Below are 16929 nucleotides of genomic sequence, written 5' to 3'. Positions count from 1 at the left end.
GCTCGATGACGGAAAAGCGCCGCGCCCTGCTCAGCGTTTCCGACAAGCAAGGCATCGTCTCGTTCGCGAAGTCGCTCGCCGAGCTTTCCTTCGAGATCGTGTCCACGGGCGGGACCGCCCGCACCCTGCGCGACGCCGGCGTCCCCGTCGTCGACGTGGCCGACGTCACCGGCTTTCCCGAGATCATGGACGGCCGCGTGAAGACGCTGCATCCGCGGATCCACGCGGGTCTCCTCGCGCGCGCCGGCATCGACGACGACGTGCTCGCGCACCACGACATCGCACCGTTCGACCTGCTCGCCGTGAACCTCTATCCCTTCGAGCGCGTCGCCGCCGACCGGGAAAAGACCTTCGCCGACGCGATCGAGAACATCGACATCGGCGGGCCCGCGATGATCCGCGCGGCGGCGAAGAACCACGAGCGGGTCACCGTGATCGTCGACGCGGACGACTACGACGCCGTGATCGAAGCTTATCGATCCGGAGGTCCGAGCGCGGAGCTGATGCGCCGGCTCGCGGTCAAGGCCTTCGCGCATACGTCGCGTTACGATGCGGCAATAAGCCGCTTTCTCGCCGGCCGAGCGGGCACGCCGGAGACGCTTCCCGATCGTCTGGTGCTCGCGTGGAACAAGGCCGCGGCGCTCCGTTACGGCGAGAACCCGCACCAGCGCGCTGCACTTTATGTCGGCGCCGTGCCGAGGCCGGGCTCCGTGGCGCAAGCGACGCAGGTGCAAGGCAAGCCGCTTTCGTACATCAACCTGCTCGACGCCGATGCAGCGATGCAGTGCGCGGCGGCGTTCGACGCGCCCGCGTGCGTGATCGTGAAGCACGCGACGCCATGCGGTGTCGCCGTCGCCGACGGGCCGCTCGCCGCGTATCGGGCCGCTTACGACTGCGATCCGGTATCCGCATTCGGCGGCGTCATTGCCTTCAATCGTCCGCTCGACGAAGCGTGCGCCGCGGAGATCGTCGATCGGCAGCACGTCGACGTGATCGTGGCCCCCGCGGTGGACGACGGCGCGCGCGCCGCGCTCGCGAAAAAGAGCCGGGTACGCGTGATCGCCACGGGTCCCCGCAGCGGCGCAGAGCCCGAGGTGGAGCTTCGCTCGATCGACGGCGGCGTGCTCGTTCAGCAGCGCGATCGCGGCGCGATCACGGCAGCCGACCTGCGTACGGCCACGAAGCGCAGCCCCACGCCGGACGAGCTGCGCGATCTGCTCTTCGCGTGGACGGTGGTGAAGTACGTCAAGTCGAACGCGATCGTCTACGCCCGCGGCGGCCGGACGCTCGGCATCGGGGGCGGCCAGACGAGCCGCGTGATGAGCGCCCAGATCGGCATCACGAAGGCCGGCGAGCGCAATTTCTCGCTGCACGGCGCCGCGATGGCCTCGGACGCCTTCTTCCCGTTCCGGGACGGCATCGACGTCGCGGCGGAGCACGGCGTGAGCGCGGTCATCCAACCGGGCGGCTCGGTGCGCGACGCCGAGGTCATCGCGGCCGCGGACGAGCGCGACATCGCGATGGTCTTCACCGGGATGCGCCATTTCCGACATTGAGGAACGCGTGAAAGTACTCGTCGTAGGCGCCGGCGGGCGCGAGCACGCGATTGCGTGGAAGGCATCTCGGTCGCCGCTCGTCGACGAGGTGCTCGTCGCGCCCGGGAACGCGGGCACGGCGGCCGAGCCGAAGACGCGCAACGTGGACGTGCCGGCCGCGGATGCCGAAGGTTTGCTCGCGCTCGCGCGCCGCGAATCCGTCGCGTTGACGATCGTCGGCCCGGAGCAGCCGCTCGCGGCGGGCCTCGTCGATCGCTTCGAGGCGGCGGGCCTCCGCTGTTTCGGCCCCACTGCGGACGCCGCGCGGCTCGAAGGCTCGAAGGCGTTCGCGAAGGCGTTCCTCGCGCGGCATTCGATCCCGACGGCCGACTATGCGAGCTTCGACGACTACGAGGCCGCGCTCCGGCACGTGCGCGCGCAGAAGCCGCCGATCGTGATCAAGGCGGACGGCCTCGCCGCGGGCAAGGGCGTCGTCGTCGCCCGCACGGCGCATGAAGCGGAAGCCGCCCTTGCGGCCATGCTCCGCGATCGCGCCTTCGGCGAGGCCGGCAGCCGCGTCGTCGTCGAGGAGTTTCTCGAAGGCGAGGAAGCGAGCTTCATCGCGCTCGTCGACGGCACGCGGATCGTGCCCCTCGCGAGCTCCCAGGATCACAAGACGCGCGACGACGGCGATCGCGGGCCGAACACCGGCGGCATGGGCGCGTACTCGCCTGCGCCCGTCGTCACTCCCGCGGTGCACCGCCGCATCATGGACGAGGTGATGACGCCCGCCGTGGAAGGCCTCGCGGCGGACGGCATCCGCTATCGAGGGTTCCTCTACGCCGGGCTCATGATCGATGCGGCCGGCGCGCCGCGCGTCCTCGAGTTCAACTGCCGGCTCGGCGACCCGGAGACGCAGCCGATCCTGTTCCGGCTCGAGAGCGACCTCGTGAAGCTCTGTCTCGGCGCATTCGACGGCACGCTCGGCGCGGAGCCGGTCGTCTGGGACCCGCGCGCGGCCATCGGCGTCGTCATGGCCAGTGCCGGCTATCCCGGCAGCTACCGCAAGGGCCTGCCGATCTCGGGGCTCGACGCGGCGAATACCGAGCTCACGAAGGTCTTCCATGCGGGGACCCGGCTCGCGGACGGCCGGATCGTCACGGACGGAGGCCGCGTGCTGTGCGTCGTCGGCCTCGGTAACGGCGTTCGCGAGGCGCGGGATCGCGCCTACCGTGCGGTAAGTCGAATCGGCTGGGAAGGCGCCTTCTGGCGCCGCGACATCGCGTATCGCGCGCTGGCCCGGGAGGCGGCCGCGTCCTCGGCGGGCGGCTGAGCGAAGCCCGGCTTGCGGCCGGCGGCTCAGCGCTTCATGGCTTCGAAGAACTCGGCGTTCGTCTTCGTATCCTGGAGCTTGCTCAGCAGGAACTCGATGGCGGCAAGCTCGTCCATCGGGTGCAGCACCTTGCGCAGCACCCACATTTTCTGCAGCTCGTCCGGCGACGTGAGAAGCTCTTCCTTGCGGGTGCCCGAGCGGTTGATGTTGATCGCGGGGAAGACGCGCTTCTCGGCGATGCGGCGATCCAGATGGATCTCCATGTTGCCGGTGCCCTTGAACTCCTCGTAGATCACGTCGTCCATCTTCGAGCCCGTGTCGATCAGCGCGGTGGCGATGATCGTGAGGCTTCCGCCCTCCTCGATGTTGCGGGCGGCTCCGAAGAATCGCTTCGGCCGCTGCAGCGCGTTCGCATCGACACCGCCGGTCAGCACCTTGCCCGACGACGGGACCACCGTGTTGTAAGCGCGTGCGAGGCGAGTGATCGAGTCGAGCAGGATCACGACGTCCTGCTTGTGCTCGGTGAGGCGTTTCGCCTTCTCGATGACCATCTCCGCGACCTGCACGTGGCGCGTGGCCGGCTCGTCGAACGTGCTCGAGACGACCTCGCCGCGGACGGTGCGCTCCATCTCGGTGACCTCCTCGGGCCGCTCGTCGATCAGGAGCACGATCAGCCTGCACTCGGGATGGTTGGCCGCGATCGACGCCGCGATGTTCTGCAGCAGCATCGTCTTGCCGGCTTTCGGCGGGGACACGATCAAGCCGCGCTGGCCCTTGCCGATCGGCGCGACCATGTCGATGATCCGCGCCGTCAGATCCTCCGTGCTGCCGTTACCCTGCTCGAGCTTCAGCCGCTCTTTCGGGAACAGCGGCGTTAGATTCTCGAAGAGGACCTTGCTCTTCGCGTTCTCCGGCGCGTCGTGATTGATCTGCCCGACCTTGAGCAGCGCGAAGTACCGCTCGCCGTCCTTGGGCGGACGGATCAAGCCGGAGACCGTGTCTCCGGTGCGTAGATTGAAGCGCCGGATCTGGCTCGGAGAGACGTAAATGTCGTCCGGCCCTGCAAGGTAGGAGCTGTCGGCGGAGCGCAGGAAACCGAAACCGTCCTGCAGAATCTCGAGGACGCCCTCGCCGAAAATGTTCTCGCCGTTCTTGGCGTGGGCTTTGAGGATCGAGAAGATGATGTCCTGCTTGCGGGAGCGGGCGAGATTCTCGAGCCCCATCGACTCGCCGAGCTCCACGAGATCCGCCACTGCGCGCGTCTTGAGCTCGGAAAGATTCATCGCGTTGCGCGAGAGCTCGAATTCGGCGGCGGGAATCACGTCAAGCTCCTCATCGTCGGGAAATTCCTCCCGCACCGCCTTCTTGCGGCGCGAAGCCCGTTTACCATTGCCCTCTCGCGGCTGACGAGAGCCGCTCTTCACGCGGGCGCGTGCTGAATTGCCCAAATAACCCCTCACGGATGTCTACCAAAGGCTCGTTGATGATTCCCGATGTCGTGTTCGTTCCCGGCGGTCAACGCTCGGCTCCGCGCTTCGACTCGGCTCCGAGGTTCGCGTCGATGAAGGCCTGGAGCTGCGACTTCGAGACGGCTCCCACCTGTTGGGCCGCGACGGCCCCGTCACGGAAGAGCAGCAGGGTCGGAATGCCTCGAATGTTGTACTTCGGGGGCGTTTGCGGATTCTCGTCGATGTTCAGCTTCACGACGCGCAGCCGGTCCTCGTACTCGTCGGCGATCGCGTCGAGAACCGGGGCGATCATCTTGCAAGGTCCGCACCACTCGGCCCAGAAGTCGAGCAGCACCGGACGATCCGCGCTCAAGACGTCGCGCTCGAAGGCCGCGTCGCTGGTGTGAATAATCCGATCACTCACGTCGTTAGTCCCTCCGTCCTCGTGTTTCTTGGGACGTTCCGCACCGACCCCGAACCATCACTCCTGGTCGCGGTCCATGGAGGCATATCCGAGTGACGCAGCGCGGCCCGTAGGGCACAATCTGCAGCTGGTCGCTTTTTTCGAGGCTCGCGGGAGTACTGTGGAAATCTGGGAAAGCGAGAGTCCTCGCCCGATGCCTTATTTTGACCCTTTGGTAAGTGAATTTGCAAGCGCTAGAGTCCTCTCGTGAAAACACCGGCCGCGCCGAGCATCTGACCGAGCTGCGCTTCTCGGCACTGCCGCTCGCGCCGGAGATCCAGCAGGGCATCGCCGAGGCGGGGTTTACATATTGCACCCCGATCCAAAGCAAGACGCTGCCGATCGCTCTCGAGGGCCGCGACGTGGCCGGACAGGCGCAAACCGGCACGGGGAAGACCGCCGCCTACCTGATCGCCCTCTACCAGTACCTGCTCCGAAGCGAGCCGCTCGAGGCCCGCGAACCCGGCCCGCGCGCTCTGATCCTCGCCCCGACCCGCGAGCTGGCCGTGCAGATCCACAATGACGCCGCGGTCCTCGGCGCACACCTGCCGTTCTCGCTCGGGCTCGCGTTCGGCGGCACGGATTACGAGAAGCAGAAACGCCACCTCTCCGCGGGCGTGGACGTGCTGATCGGCACGCCCGGGCGCGTAATCGACTTCTTCAAGCAACGCGTGTACGCGTTCCGGCGCGTGCAGGTGGCGGTTCTGGACGAGGCCGACCGCATGTTCGACCTGGGGTTCCTTCGCGACATCCGCTACATCCTGCGGCGCCTGCCGCCGGCCCCGCAACGGCTGAATATGCTCTTTTCGGCCACGTTGTCGTACCGCGTCCTCGAGCTCGCCTACGAGCACATGAACGATCCCGAGCTCGTGCGCATCGAGCCGGACAAGCTCATGGTCGACCGCGTTCGACAAGTGATCTATTTCCCGTCGAATCAGGAGAAGCTGCCGCTGCTGATCACGCTGCTCCGGGAGATGCAAGCCACGCGCACGATGGTGTTCGTGAACACGCGGCGCGAGGCCGACCGGCTACGCGACCATCTCGCGCGGTACGGCATCCAGGCGGCGGCGCTTTCCGGCGACGTGCCGCAGCGCAAGCGCCTGCGGATGCTGCGGGACTTCCAGACCGGGGAGCTGCCGATCCTGATCGCCACGGACGTCGCGTCGCGCGGGCTGCACGTCCCCGACGTGAGCCACGTGTTCAATTACGACCTGCCGCAGGACCCGGAAGACTACGTGCACCGGGTCGGCCGCACGGCGCGGGCCGGCGCGTCCGGGGATGCGATCAGCTTCGGGTGCGAAGACTACGTCGTGTCCCTGCCGGACATCGAAGCCTTCATCGGCCGCAAGATCCCTGTCGCCACCTTCGACCACGAGAAGCTCGCGAAGGTTTCCGAAGAGGTGCCGGCCGGCCCGCCGCGTCCGAAGAGCGGCAGCGGGAGACCGAGGAGCGGCAGCAAGAAACCGCGGGGCGGGCGCGGGGGCAGCCGCCGCTCCGGCCCTCGCCGGCGCGGGCGGGGCGCCGGGGAGTAACTCAAGCCAGGTCGGCGACGCCGTCGACTGCCGGGAAGCCCTCGATGTCGCGCGCCGGGAGCCGCGAATCCGGCCGTCTGATCGCGACCGTGTGGCGCACGCCGAACGCGCGTGCGGTTTCGAGCACGGGCACGCTGTCGTCGACCAGCAGCGTGCGTTCCGGGTCGAACGGCCGGCGCCGTGCGAGCTCCGCCCAGAACTCCGGGCTCTCCTTCGGCGCCGCGAGGTCGTGCGAACACACGACCGTGTCCACGCGACGGTTCAGCTGCGTCTGGGCCGTCTTCACCGAGATCGTCCCGGGGTGGGCGTTCGTCACGACCGCGAGCGGCTTGCCCGCGGCGCGCAGAGCGCGGAGGAACCGGGCCGCGCCCGGCAGATAGCTGATAAGATGCCGGTGGCTCCACTTGAGCGCGGCGATGTCCAGGTCGAGCTCCCGGCTCCAGTGGTCCAGGCAGTACCACTCGAGGCGGCCCGCCAGCTCCGCGGAGCGCCGCGCGACGAGCTCTTTCGCTTCCCCGACGTCGAGGCCGGCGCGGGCCGCATAGTGCGACGGCACGAGCTCGAGCCAGAAGTAGTTGTCGAACGCGAGATCGAGGAGCGTCCCGTCCATATCGAGCAGGACGGTGTCGATGCTTCGCCAAGGCATGGAGGGCGCAAGCTCAGGCATGAGCGCGAATGATACAACGGGCACCGACTACACCGCCCTTCTCGACGAGATCCGAGCCATCGCGCGCGCGGCCGGCGAGGCGGTGCTCGACGTCTACGGGCGCGACTTCGAGGTGGAGACGAAGGAGGACCGGTCGCCGCTCACGGAAGCGGACCGGGCGTCGCATCGGATCATCGTCGACGGCCTGCGGGCGCTGCCGGCGGCACTGCCCGTGCTGTCCGAGGAAGCCGGCGAAGCCGAGCACCGGGACCGGCGCGCCTGGGACCGTTACTGGCTCGTCGATCCGCTCGACGGGACGAAGGAGTTCATCAAGCGCAACGGCGAATTCACGGTCAACATCGCGCTGATCGAGTCTCACCGGCCGATGCTCGGCGCCGTGCTCGCTCCGGCGCTCGGCCGAGAGTACTTCGGCGGGCCGCCGGTCGGCGCATGGCGGGCGAACGGCAGCGGCGCCGCGCACCCGATCCGCGTCTCGCCGGCCGCCGTCCCGGTGCGCGTCGTCGGCAGCCGCAGTCACGCGTCGGGCAGTGCGCTCGATCGATACCTCGACGCGATCGGCCCTCACGTCCTCAAGACGATGGGCAGCTCGCTGAAGATCTGTCTCGTCGCCGAAGGCGAAGCGGACGTCTATCCGCGCTTCGGGCCGACGTCCGAGTGGGATACCGCGGCCGCGCAGGCTGTTCTCGAGGGCGCCGGCGGATGTATGATGGACACCGTCGGCCGGCCGCTCCGTTACAACCTAGAGGACAGCTTGCTGAATCCACATTTCCTGGCTTTTGGTGACCGGACTCGCGACTGGCTGGCACCATTGCAAAGCGACTAGTGGACCGCAACGCCATCACCGACAAGCGCCGAAGCGTCGAGCGACTCAAGCAGTTGCGCCTGGAGCATCAGGACCTGGACCAGGTCATCTCTCGGCTCGTGCACGATCCGTACGTCGATCAGATCATGCTGCGCCGCTTGAAGAAGCGGAAGCTGATGCTGAAAGACATGATCGCGCAGCTCGAGAGCGCCAGAATTCCTGATCTGAACGCGTAGCTCCGCGGCGCAACGCGTCCCAGGGCCGCCGGGGCCGAAACCCGGAGGGGGTCGTCGATCCCGCCGAAGCGGTTCACCCGTTGCGACGCCGCGCAAAGCGGCCGACACCGGGCCACGGTATCATCGGACGGTCATCCATCTCGGCAGGGAGTCCCGGCGTGGACCTGATCGCGGACGTCGGCGCCACGAATACCCGCTGTGCGCTCGTCGACGACAAGGGGAACGTCCTCGCCACCGAGCACTTCAAGAACGAGGACTTCGACGGCCTCGAGCCGGTGCTTCGGGCCTATCTCGCGCGGCGGCGGTCTAGCGATCAGCCCCGGCGGGCGGCGATCGCGATAGCCGCGCCGATCGTCGGCGACGAGGTCGAGATGGTGAACCGCGGCTGGCGGTTCAGCCGCAACGGGCTCGAGTCGGATCTCAAGCTGTCGCAGCTGATCCTCGTCAACGACTTCGCCGCGATCGCCTGGGGCTTGCCGTCGCTCGCGCCGGCCGACATCGTCAAGATCGGCGGCGGCGAGCCGTCCCCCGACGCCCCGCTCGCCACTCTCGGCCCGGGCACGGGCCTCGGCGTCTCCTGCGTCGTCCCGTCCGGCGACGGCTGGATGGTGATCCAGGGCGAGGGCGGCCACGCGACGCTCGCCGCGGCGAACGACGAGGAGGCGCGGGTCATCGAGCTGATCCGCGACGAGCACGGGCACTGCTCGGCCGAGCGCGCTCTTTCAGGCCCGGGGCTCGTGAACCTCTACCAGGCGCTCGGCCGGCTCGCGGGCCGGGGCTCGCCCACGGCCACGCCGCACGACGTCACCGGATTGGCCGAGCAAGGCGAGCCGCTCGCGCGCCGCACGCGGGCGATGTTCTTCGGGATGCTCGGCACCGTGGCGGGCAACCTCGCGTTGACCGTCGGCGCGCGGGGCGGCGTGTACGTCGCCGGCGGCATCGTCCCGAAATTCCTCGACGCCTTTCGCGACTCGGCGTTTCGCGAGCGGTTCGAGGCGAAGGGGCGCTACCGCTGGTACATGGAGCGGATCCCGACGTACGTGATCACGAACCCGCTGCCGGCGTTTCTCGGCCTCCGGCGGCTCCTGGGGTACCGCTGATCTCTTCTCGATCGGCGCCGAGCCAGGGTTGTGCGCCGGCCGCGATTCCAGCGGCGAACGAAGCCGTCAAGCCGTGACCTCGGCCCGCTGGACCTGCGCGGGCGCCTCCTGAGCCGGGACGTCGCGCCGATTGAACACTCTCCCCAGATAGATGCCCGCGGCGGCCCAGACGGCCGCGATCCCGGCTCCGATGCCGGCCATCGCCGCCATACCGAACCCCATGACGTCGGTCAACGCCGCAAACGCGGTGCCCCAAACCGCATCGCCGCCGCGGTAGAGCGCGACGTCGACGACGGGTTTGGCCTTGAACCGCGTCTCGCGATCGACGCTCGTGAACAGCATCTCCCGAGCGGGCCTCGTGACGCCGTAGTTGCCGGCTTGTCTCGTGACTTGCAGCACCAGCAGGACCGTCAGAATCGGCGCGAACGCGAGAATCAGAAGCCCGGCACAAATGATGAAGGGCATCAAAGCCAGCGTCGACGGCATACCGAGCCTGGTGACCAGCCTGCCCGTCACGAAAAGACCGAGACCGAAAGTCAGAATGTTCACGACCGCCGCGAGCGACGCGAGGATCGCCGTGCGCTCCTCGTCCGCATACGGCCGCAGCAGATTCGTTTGCTCGAAGTAGACGAACGAGCTGATCGCGGTGTAGAGCAGGATAAAGGCCCCTATCGTGAGCAAGAACGGATTGGTCACGAAGTCCTTGAAGCCGATCCACCATTTTCCGCCGAGACGCGCCGCGGCGAGGTCGGACTGCACCGTCTCGTTACGCAGATCCGTAACCTTCAAACGCTGGAGGTAGAAGATCAGCGGCGTTGCAGCCGCCAGCATGACCGCTGCGAACAGCATCAAGTTGTCGTTACCGACGTCCCTGACCATGACGGCGGCGACCAAAGGCCCGGCCGCCGCACCGGCGCTCGCGCCGGCGGCGATGAAGGCAAACAGCCGCTTCGACTGCTCCTTGTTGAACAGGTCGGCCATGAAGCTCCAGAACACCGAAAGGTGAAACAGGCTGAACAGGCTGACCCAGACGTAGAAGCACTTGTCGAGCAGCTCGCGATCGGAAACGAGCGCGGCTCCGAAGTAGAAGCCGGCGAAGGTCACGGCATAGAAGATGTAGACGGCCGGGACCAGCAAACGGAACTTGATGCGCGAGCACGCGACCCCGTAGACGGCCACCACCGCCGTGCTCAGGAAGAACTGGATGTTCCAGAGCACCGCGATCTCGGAATCGCTCCAGTTGCTCGCCATCGAGTCGCGGACGGGCCGCAGCGTGTAGTAAGCCGCCATCAGGATGAACACGAATACGAAGGACAGCGTGACGGCGCGTGTCTCGTTCGCCTCGATCATCGTCGCCGACTGGCGGATCCTCGGCGACCGCAGGATGAGCCCCAGCGCGCAGGCGCCGGCGGCGAGGCCGGCCAAGGAGGGGTTCGCGAAATCGAAGAGCGCGCCGAGCGTTGCGCCGCGGAAAAGGGCCAAAGCCTTGTACCCGAGGTAGAGGCCGATGCCGAGCCAGCACAAGGTCTTGATCGGATCCAATTTGCCGCCGCCCGTTGGCGGATTTGTCGTCATCGAGCTCCCCTCATCGCGTACGACGGCCCGGCCGCGCTACGGCCCTTGGCGAATGCTCTAGGTTGTCATAGTCGGGCGCCGAGGAACAACCTGGGCTTCCGGGCGGCGCGCCGAGCGCGGTGGGCCCGCCGGTGGTGCATCCCGCTTCACGCAGGGCTGTGCGCTCCCGATTCAATGCCGGTAGGATAGGATCGACGAGAACGCCTCAGCTGCATAACGAAATCAACTCGGGGGTGCTTTATGGCGCAGACGCACCGGGCTTACGCGCCCGCCGACGTACGCGACATTGCAGTCGTCGGCCACGCGGGCGCGGGGAAGACGACCCTGATCGAGGCCCTGCTCGCGAAGGCCGGCGCGATTCGCGAGCCCGGAAGCGTGGCCAAGGGCAACACGGTTTGCGATTTCAGCGACCAGGAAAAGCGCCTCAAGCATTCTCTCGACGTCGCGATCTGTCACCTGGAGCATCGTGACACTCTCGTCAATCTGCTCGACACCCCGGGCTATCCCGATTTCATCGGCCGGACGATCGCCGTGCTGCCGGCCGTCGATACCGTCGCCGTCGTCGTGAACGCGCAGCTCGGCGTCGAGCTCGTGACGCGGCGGATCATGAGCTATGCCGCGGCGCGACGGCTGTGCCGTCTGATCGTCGTCAACAAGATCGACGCGGAGGGAGCCGACCTCGAAGGCGTGCTCGGCCAGCTCAAGGAGACCTTCGGCGCGCAATGCCTGCCGATCAATCTGCCGGCGCGAAACGGCCAAGCCGTGGCGGACTGCTTTTTCGAGCCGGCGGAGGAGACGCCCGATTTCTCGAGCGTCGAGGCGGCCCACACGGAGATCACGGACCGCGTGATCGAGCTCGACGACGAGCTCATGGAGCTCTACCTCGAGAAAGGCGACGAGATCTCTCTCGAGCAGCTTCACGATCCTTTCGAGCGCGCGCTCCGTCGCGGGCACCTCGTGCCGGTCTGCTTCGTCTCGGCCGAGACGGGAGCGGGGCTGCGCCAGCTGCTGCGCGTATTCACGCAGCTGATGCCGAGCCCGCTCGAAGGGAATCCCCCACAGTTCTACTCGGCCGAGGAAAAAAAACCGGTCGCCATCGACCCGGCCGACGGCGATGCGCATTTCCTCGGTCACGTGTTCAAGGTCACGGTGGACCCGTACGTCGGCCGGCTCGCGTCGTTCCGCGTCCACCAAGGGCGTGTCCGCGCCGGCGATCAGATATTCGTCGGGGACCGTCGCAAGGCCGTGAAGATCGCGCACCTCTACCGCGTGCAAGGCAAGGAGCTCGAGGAGATTCCGCGCGCCGGGGCCGGCGAGTTCTGCGCGGTCGCGAAGATCGACCAGATCCGCTTCGACGACGTGCTGCATTCGAGCCACGACGAGGACGAGGTCCGGCTCGAGTCGGTCGAGCTTCCCCCGCCGATGTACGGTCTCGCGCTCGAGCTCGAGCAGCACGGCCAGGAAAAAAAGCTCTCGGACGCGCTGCACAAGATCACCGCGGAGGATCCGAGCCTCGTCGTGGAGCACAACGCGACCACGAACGAAACGGTGCTGCGCGGCATGGGCGAGCTGCATCTGCGGCTCGTCCTCGAGCGCATCCGGGAGGAGTTCGGCCTGACGTTGCAGACCCGCCCGCCGAAGATCGCGTACCGCGAGACGATCACCCGCAACGCCGAAGGCCACCACCGGCACAAGAAGCAGACCGGCGGCGCGGGTCAGTTCGGCGAGGTGTTCCTCAAGGTCGAGCCCCTCGCGCGGGGGCAGGGCTTCGAGTTTCTGAACGAGGTCGTCGGCGGGGCGATCCCGGGGCAGTTCATCCCGGCCGTCGAGAAGGGCGTGAGGCAGGTGCTGGCCGAAGGTGCGATCGCCGGATACCCGATCGAGGACGTGCGCGTCATCGTGTACGACGGCAAGCATCATCCCGTCGACTCGAAGGAGGTCGCGTTCGTCACGGCAGGCAAGCGCGCTTTCATCGATGCGATCAAGAACGCCGGCCCGATCGTCCTCGAGCCGATCGCGAAGCTCGAGATCACGACGCCGAGTCAGTACGTCGGCGAGATCACCGGCCATCTCTCCGGGATTCGCGGACGCATCAACGGCAACGACTCGCTGGCCCGCGGGCTGACGCGCATTCAGGCGGAGGTGCCGCTCGCGGAGCTCGGCGAGTATCAGACGACGCTGAAGTCGCTGACGGGCGGCGAGGGGTCGTTCACGATGGAGTTCGATCACTACGCCGTCGCGCCGCCGAACGTGCAGAAGCAGCTCGAGAGCCAGTTCAAGCCGTCGGCCGAGGAATAGCGCGGACGGGCGATCCACCGCGGAACGGGCCGGCCGCCGCAAGGCCGCCACGGGCCGGCCTCGTGTTTCCCGGAACGCCGCCGCATCGTCCGTACGAGTCGCGGCGGCGTCCCTGCCACCGGCGTCCCGGAAAACACGAGGCCGGCCCGCAACGCCTGTCGCCGTCGGACGTCGGGTCGGAACGAGCTTGCGGGGGAGGAAAGAACGCCCGACGGCGCGGTAAGACTGCATCGCTGTCGGCTTCCAGGCCAGTGGTACAAACCGAAATGCGCACGGCGCGACGACGGGGACGAAGGGCCGCGTGAGCGAGCGGGCGTGGAGCTTCTGGGTGGATCGCGGCGGGACGTTCACGGACGTCGTCGCACGCGATCCCGACGGCATCGTGCGCTCGCTGAAGCTGCTCTCCGTGAACCCGGAGCGCTACCGCGATGCCGCCGTCGAAGGCATACGCCGGCTCCTCGCCGACGCGCCGGCCGGCGAGCGGCGCGTCGCCGCCGTCCGGATGGGAACGACGGTCGCGACGAACGCCCTCCTCGAGCGCCGCGGCGAGCCGACCGCGCTCGTCGTGACCGCCGGGCTCAAGGATGCGCTGCGTATCGGGACGCAGCAGCGGCCCGAGCTCTTCGCGCTCGACATCAGGCTTCCGGAGATGCTCTATGCCCGCGTCGTGGAGGCGCGGGAGCGCGTGTCGGCGCAGGGCGACGTCGTCGAGCCGCTCGACGCGCAGCGCCTCGCGGCCGATCTCGCGAGCGTGCGGGCGGAAGGCATCGACAGCGTCGCGATCGTGTTGCTCCACGGCTATCGCTATCCCGAGCACGAACGGCAGGCCGGCGAGATCGCGCGTCGCCTCGGGTTCTCGCAAGTCTCGCTGTCGCACGAGACGATCCCGCTGATGAAGCTGATCCCGCGCGGCGACACCACGCTCGTCGACGCGTACCTGTCGCCGATCTTGCGGCGCTACGTCGCGTCGCTGCGCGACGGCCTCGACGCGCTGCTCGGGGCCGGAGCGCCGCTCTCGTTCATGCAGAGCCACGGCGGCCTCGCGAAGGCCGATTTCTTCCGCGGCAAGGACAGCATCCTCTCCGGACCCGCGGGCGGCGTGATCGGAATGGTCGCGACGGCGCGTGAAGCCGGCTTCGAGAACGTCCTCGGCTTCGACATGGGCGGAACTTCGACGGACGTTTCGCTCTTCGCGGGCGAGCTCGAGCGCACCGGCGACGTCGCCATCGCGGGCGTGCGCGTCGCGGCGCCGATGCTGCGGATTCACACGGTCGCGGCCGGCGGCGGGTCGATCGTCAGGCTCGAGGGCGGCCGGCTCGTCGTCGGCCCCGAGTCCGCCGGCGCGTCGCCCGGGCCCGCCTGCTACCGCAACGGCGGGCCGCTGACCGTGACGGATGCGAACGTGCTGCTCGGCCGCGTCCAGCCGGACTTCTTCCCCCGAGCGTTCGGGCCCGACGGCGATCAGCCGATCGACGTCGACGTCGTGCGGCGGGGGTTTGCGGCCCTCGCCCGCGAGGTGACGGCCGCGACCGGCGTCGCGCAGGACGCCGAATCGATCGCGGCCGGGGCGATCCGGATCGCGGTCGAGCGGATGGCGAACGCGATCCGGCGCATCTCGATCGAGCGCGGCCACGACGTCACGTCGTTCGCGCTGTCGAGCTTCGGCGGAGCCGGCGGGCAGCACGCCTGCCAGGTGGCCGATGCGCTCGGCATCGAGACGATCTTCATTCATCCGCTCGCCGGCGTGCTGTCGGCCTATGGGATGGGGCTCGCGGATCTGCGCACGCTCCGCCGGCGGGCCGTCGAGCGTCGCGTCGAGCCGGAGGCGATGAGCGCGATCTCGGACGCTTTCGACGCGCTCCTGCGCGAGGCGCGCGACGAGCTGCTCGCTCAGGGCGCGCCGGCGAAAGCCGTCGAGGTCGAAGGGCGCCTGGGCCTCAAGGTGGAGGGCTCCGACACGGCGCTGCCGATCGCGTGGGCGCCGGGACGCCCGGCCGAGCAGGCGCTCGCCGACTTCGCGGACGCCCACGCTCGGCACTTCGGCTTCGGCGCGGCGCGCCGGGCGGTGATCGCCGAGTGGGTCGAAGTCGAGTGCGTCGCTCGAAGCGCACGACCGCGCTTCGAGCGGCCGCGCTCGCCCGCCTCGGCCGAGCCGATCGACGTGCGCGACGTGTGGGTCGGCGGCGGCCGCACGAGAACGCCCGTGCATGCGCGCGACTCGCTCGCGGCGGGCAGCGTGATCCGCGGCCCGGCGCTGATCGTCGAGGCGAACGCGACGACCTTCGTCGACGACGGCTGGCAGGCGAGCGTGGGCGACGCCGGCGAGCTGGTGTTGCGCCGCGTCGTCGCGCGTGCCGCGCGGGAGCGCGTGGCGGCGTCCGCGGACCCGATCATGCTCGAGGTGTTCAACAACCTCTTCATGCACGTCGCGGAGCAGATGGGCGTCGTGCTCGAGCAGACCGCGCATTCGGTGAACATCAAGGAGCGGCTCGACTTCTCGTGCGCGCTCTTCGATCCGGGCGGCGCCCTGATCGCGAATGCGCCGCACATGCCGGTACATCTCGGCTCGATGGGAGACAGCGTCGTGCGCGTGCTCGAGCGGTTCGGCGCGTCGATGGCGCCGGGCGATGCGTTCATGCTGAATGCGCCGTACGACGGGGGCACGCATCTGCCGGACGTCACGGTCGTGTCGCCCGTGTTCGGCGCGGACCGGCGCATCGACTTCATCGTCGCGAGCCGCGCACACCACGCGGATATCGGCGGCATCACGCCGGGATCCATGCCGCCGATGAGCCGCTCGATCCACGAGGAAGGCGTCGTCGTCGACGGTATGCAGATCGTGGCCGCCGGCCGATTCCTCGAGGACGAGGTCCGCGAGTTGCTCGCCGGCGGTCCGTACCCGGCGCGTAATCCGGAGCAAAACGTCGCCGACCTGAAGGCCCAGCTCGCGGCGAACGCCCGCGGCGCAGCGGAGCTGCGCAAGATCGTCGCGCGCTACGGCCTCGACGTCGTGCACGCGTACATGGCGCACGTGAAGCGCAACGCGGAAGAATGCGTGCGCGCGGCGATCGAGCGGCTCGACGACGGCGCATGGTCGCTCGAGCTCGACAGCGGCGATCGGATCGCGGTCGAGGTGCGCGTCGACCGCGCGCGGCGGACGGCGGTCGTCGACTTCACCGGGACCTCCGCGACGAGCCCGAGCAATCTGAACGCGCCGCCGGCGATCGCCCGCGCCGCGGTCCTTTACGTCTTCCGCACGCTCGTGCGTCAAAACATTCCGTTGAACGCCGGGTGCCTCGAGCCGCTCACGATCGTCCTGCCCGAGGAGAGCCTCGTCAATCCGCGGTACCCGGCCGCGGTCGTTGCCGGGAACGTCGAGACGTCGCAGTGTATTACCGACGCGCTGCTCGCCGCGCTCGGCGCCTGCGCGGCCTCGCAGGGCACGATGAACAACTTCACGTTCGGCAACGCGCGCTACCAATACTACGAGACGCTCTGCGGCGGGGCGGGCGCCGGCCCTTCGTTCGACGGCGCGAGCGCGGTGCACACGCACATGACGAACTCGCGGCTCACGGATCCCGAAGTGCTCGAATGGCGCTATCCGGTGCGGCTGCGGCGCTTCGAGATCCGCTCCGGGTCCGGCGGCGACGGCCGTCATCGCGGCGGCGACGGGATCGTCCGCGAGATCGAGTTCCTCGAGCCGATGCATGCGGCGATCCTGTCCAACCGACGCCGTGTCCCGCCGTTCGGCGTCGCAGGCGGCAGCGCCGGGCTTCCCGGCCGGAACGCCGTGATCCGGTCGAGCGGCGAGGTCGTCGAGCTCGGACCGATCGCCGCCCTCGAGCTCGGCCCGGGCGACCGCTTCCGTATAGAAACGCCCGGCGGCGGCGGCTTCGGTCGTCGCCGGACGTGAGCCGCGGCACGCGCGAATCGCGGCGCC

12 protein-coding genes are annotated in these 16929 nt (G+C 68.5%); 8 read left to right on the top strand and 4 right to left on the bottom strand.

What is annotated here, in order from left to right:
- The first annotated feature begins 5 nt into the window (after positions 1 to 5).
- Together purH and purD are read left to right on the top strand one after the other, a co-directional pair.
- Positions 6 to 1556, top strand: coding sequence for a bifunctional phosphoribosylaminoimidazolecarboxamide formyltransferase/IMP cyclohydrolase (gene purH / locus VF329_02760; GenBank protein HEX7079919.1), 1551 nt, complete (start codon positions 6 to 8; stop codon positions 1554 to 1556).
- Positions 1557 to 1563: 7 nt separating this feature from the next.
- Positions 1564 to 2868, top strand: coding sequence for a phosphoribosylamine--glycine ligase (gene purD, locus VF329_02755; protein ID HEX7079918.1), 1305 nt, complete (start codon positions 1564 to 1566; stop codon positions 2866 to 2868).
- A gap of 26 nt (positions 2869 to 2894) precedes the next feature.
- Here purD and rho read toward each other — a convergent pair whose 3' ends face one another.
- Complete coding sequence (gene rho / locus VF329_02750) at positions 2895 to 4151, bottom strand: transcription termination factor Rho (protein ID HEX7079917.1); 1257 nt, start codon at positions 4149 to 4151, stop codon at positions 2895 to 2897.
- A gap of 232 nt (positions 4152 to 4383) precedes the next feature.
- A complete protein-coding gene (gene trxA / locus VF329_02745; GenBank protein ID HEX7079916.1) occupies positions 4384 to 4740 on the bottom strand; it encodes a thioredoxin TrxA in 357 nt (118 codons plus the stop codon).
- Between the two features lie 218 nt (positions 4741 to 4958).
- Here trxA and VF329_02740 point away from each other — a divergent pair, with 218 nt between their 5' ends.
- Positions 4959 to 6311 carry a DEAD/DEAH box helicase gene (locus VF329_02740; protein HEX7079915.1) on the top strand — a complete coding sequence of 451 codons (1353 nt, stop codon included), beginning with the start codon at positions 4959 to 4961 and terminating at the stop codon, positions 6309 to 6311.
- A gap of 1 nt (position 6312) precedes the next feature.
- Here VF329_02740 and yrfG read toward each other — a convergent pair whose 3' ends face one another.
- On the bottom strand, positions 6313 to 6957 hold the full coding sequence (gene yrfG, locus VF329_02735) for a GMP/IMP nucleotidase (GenBank protein ID HEX7079914.1): 645 nt from the start codon (positions 6955 to 6957) through the stop codon (positions 6313 to 6315).
- Between the two features lie 19 nt (positions 6958 to 6976).
- On the opposite strand from yrfG, the gene cysQ reads away from it, so the two are divergent.
- From cysQ to glk, 3 genes are all read left to right on the top strand, one after another.
- A complete protein-coding gene (gene cysQ, locus VF329_02730) occupies positions 6977 to 7801 on the top strand; it encodes a 3'(2'),5'-bisphosphate nucleotidase CysQ (protein ID HEX7079913.1) in 825 nt (274 codons plus the stop codon).
- On the top strand, positions 7801 to 8016 hold the full coding sequence (locus VF329_02725; protein ID HEX7079912.1) for a YdcH family protein: 216 nt from the start codon (positions 7801 to 7803) through the stop codon (positions 8014 to 8016). Before cysQ ends, VF329_02725 begins: the two co-directional genes overlap by 1 nt.
- A 158-nt stretch (positions 8017 to 8174) precedes the next feature.
- Positions 8175 to 9116, top strand: a complete 942-nt coding sequence (gene glk / locus VF329_02720) for a glucokinase (GenBank protein HEX7079911.1) — start codon at positions 8175 to 8177, stop codon at positions 9114 to 9116.
- 66 nt (positions 9117 to 9182) lie between these two features.
- Here glk and VF329_02715 read toward each other — a convergent pair whose 3' ends face one another.
- Positions 9183 to 10691 carry an MFS transporter gene (locus VF329_02715; GenBank protein ID HEX7079910.1) on the bottom strand — a complete coding sequence of 503 codons (1509 nt, stop codon included), beginning with the start codon at positions 10689 to 10691 and terminating at the stop codon, positions 9183 to 9185.
- 240 nt (positions 10692 to 10931) lie between these two features.
- On the opposite strand from VF329_02715, the gene fusA reads away from it, so the two are divergent.
- Both fusA and VF329_02705 read left to right on the top strand, forming a co-directional pair.
- The gene (fusA, locus tag VF329_02710; GenBank protein HEX7079909.1) at positions 10932 to 12989 is read left to right on the top strand and encodes an elongation factor G; all 2058 of its coding nucleotides are present in this window, start codon (positions 10932 to 10934) and stop codon (positions 12987 to 12989) included.
- Between the two features lie 301 nt (positions 12990 to 13290).
- On the top strand, positions 13291 to 16902 hold the full coding sequence (locus VF329_02705) for a hydantoinase B/oxoprolinase family protein (GenBank protein ID HEX7079908.1): 3612 nt from the start codon (positions 13291 to 13293) through the stop codon (positions 16900 to 16902).
- Positions 16903 to 16929 lie beyond the last annotated feature (27 nt).

The sequence above is a fragment of the Gammaproteobacteria bacterium genome (assembly GCA_036381015.1).
In the GTDB taxonomy this organism is placed as follows: Bacteria; Pseudomonadota; Gammaproteobacteria; order Steroidobacterales; family Rariloculaceae; genus ZC4RG20.
This window is presented reverse-complemented; position numbering and strand designations above follow the sequence as displayed.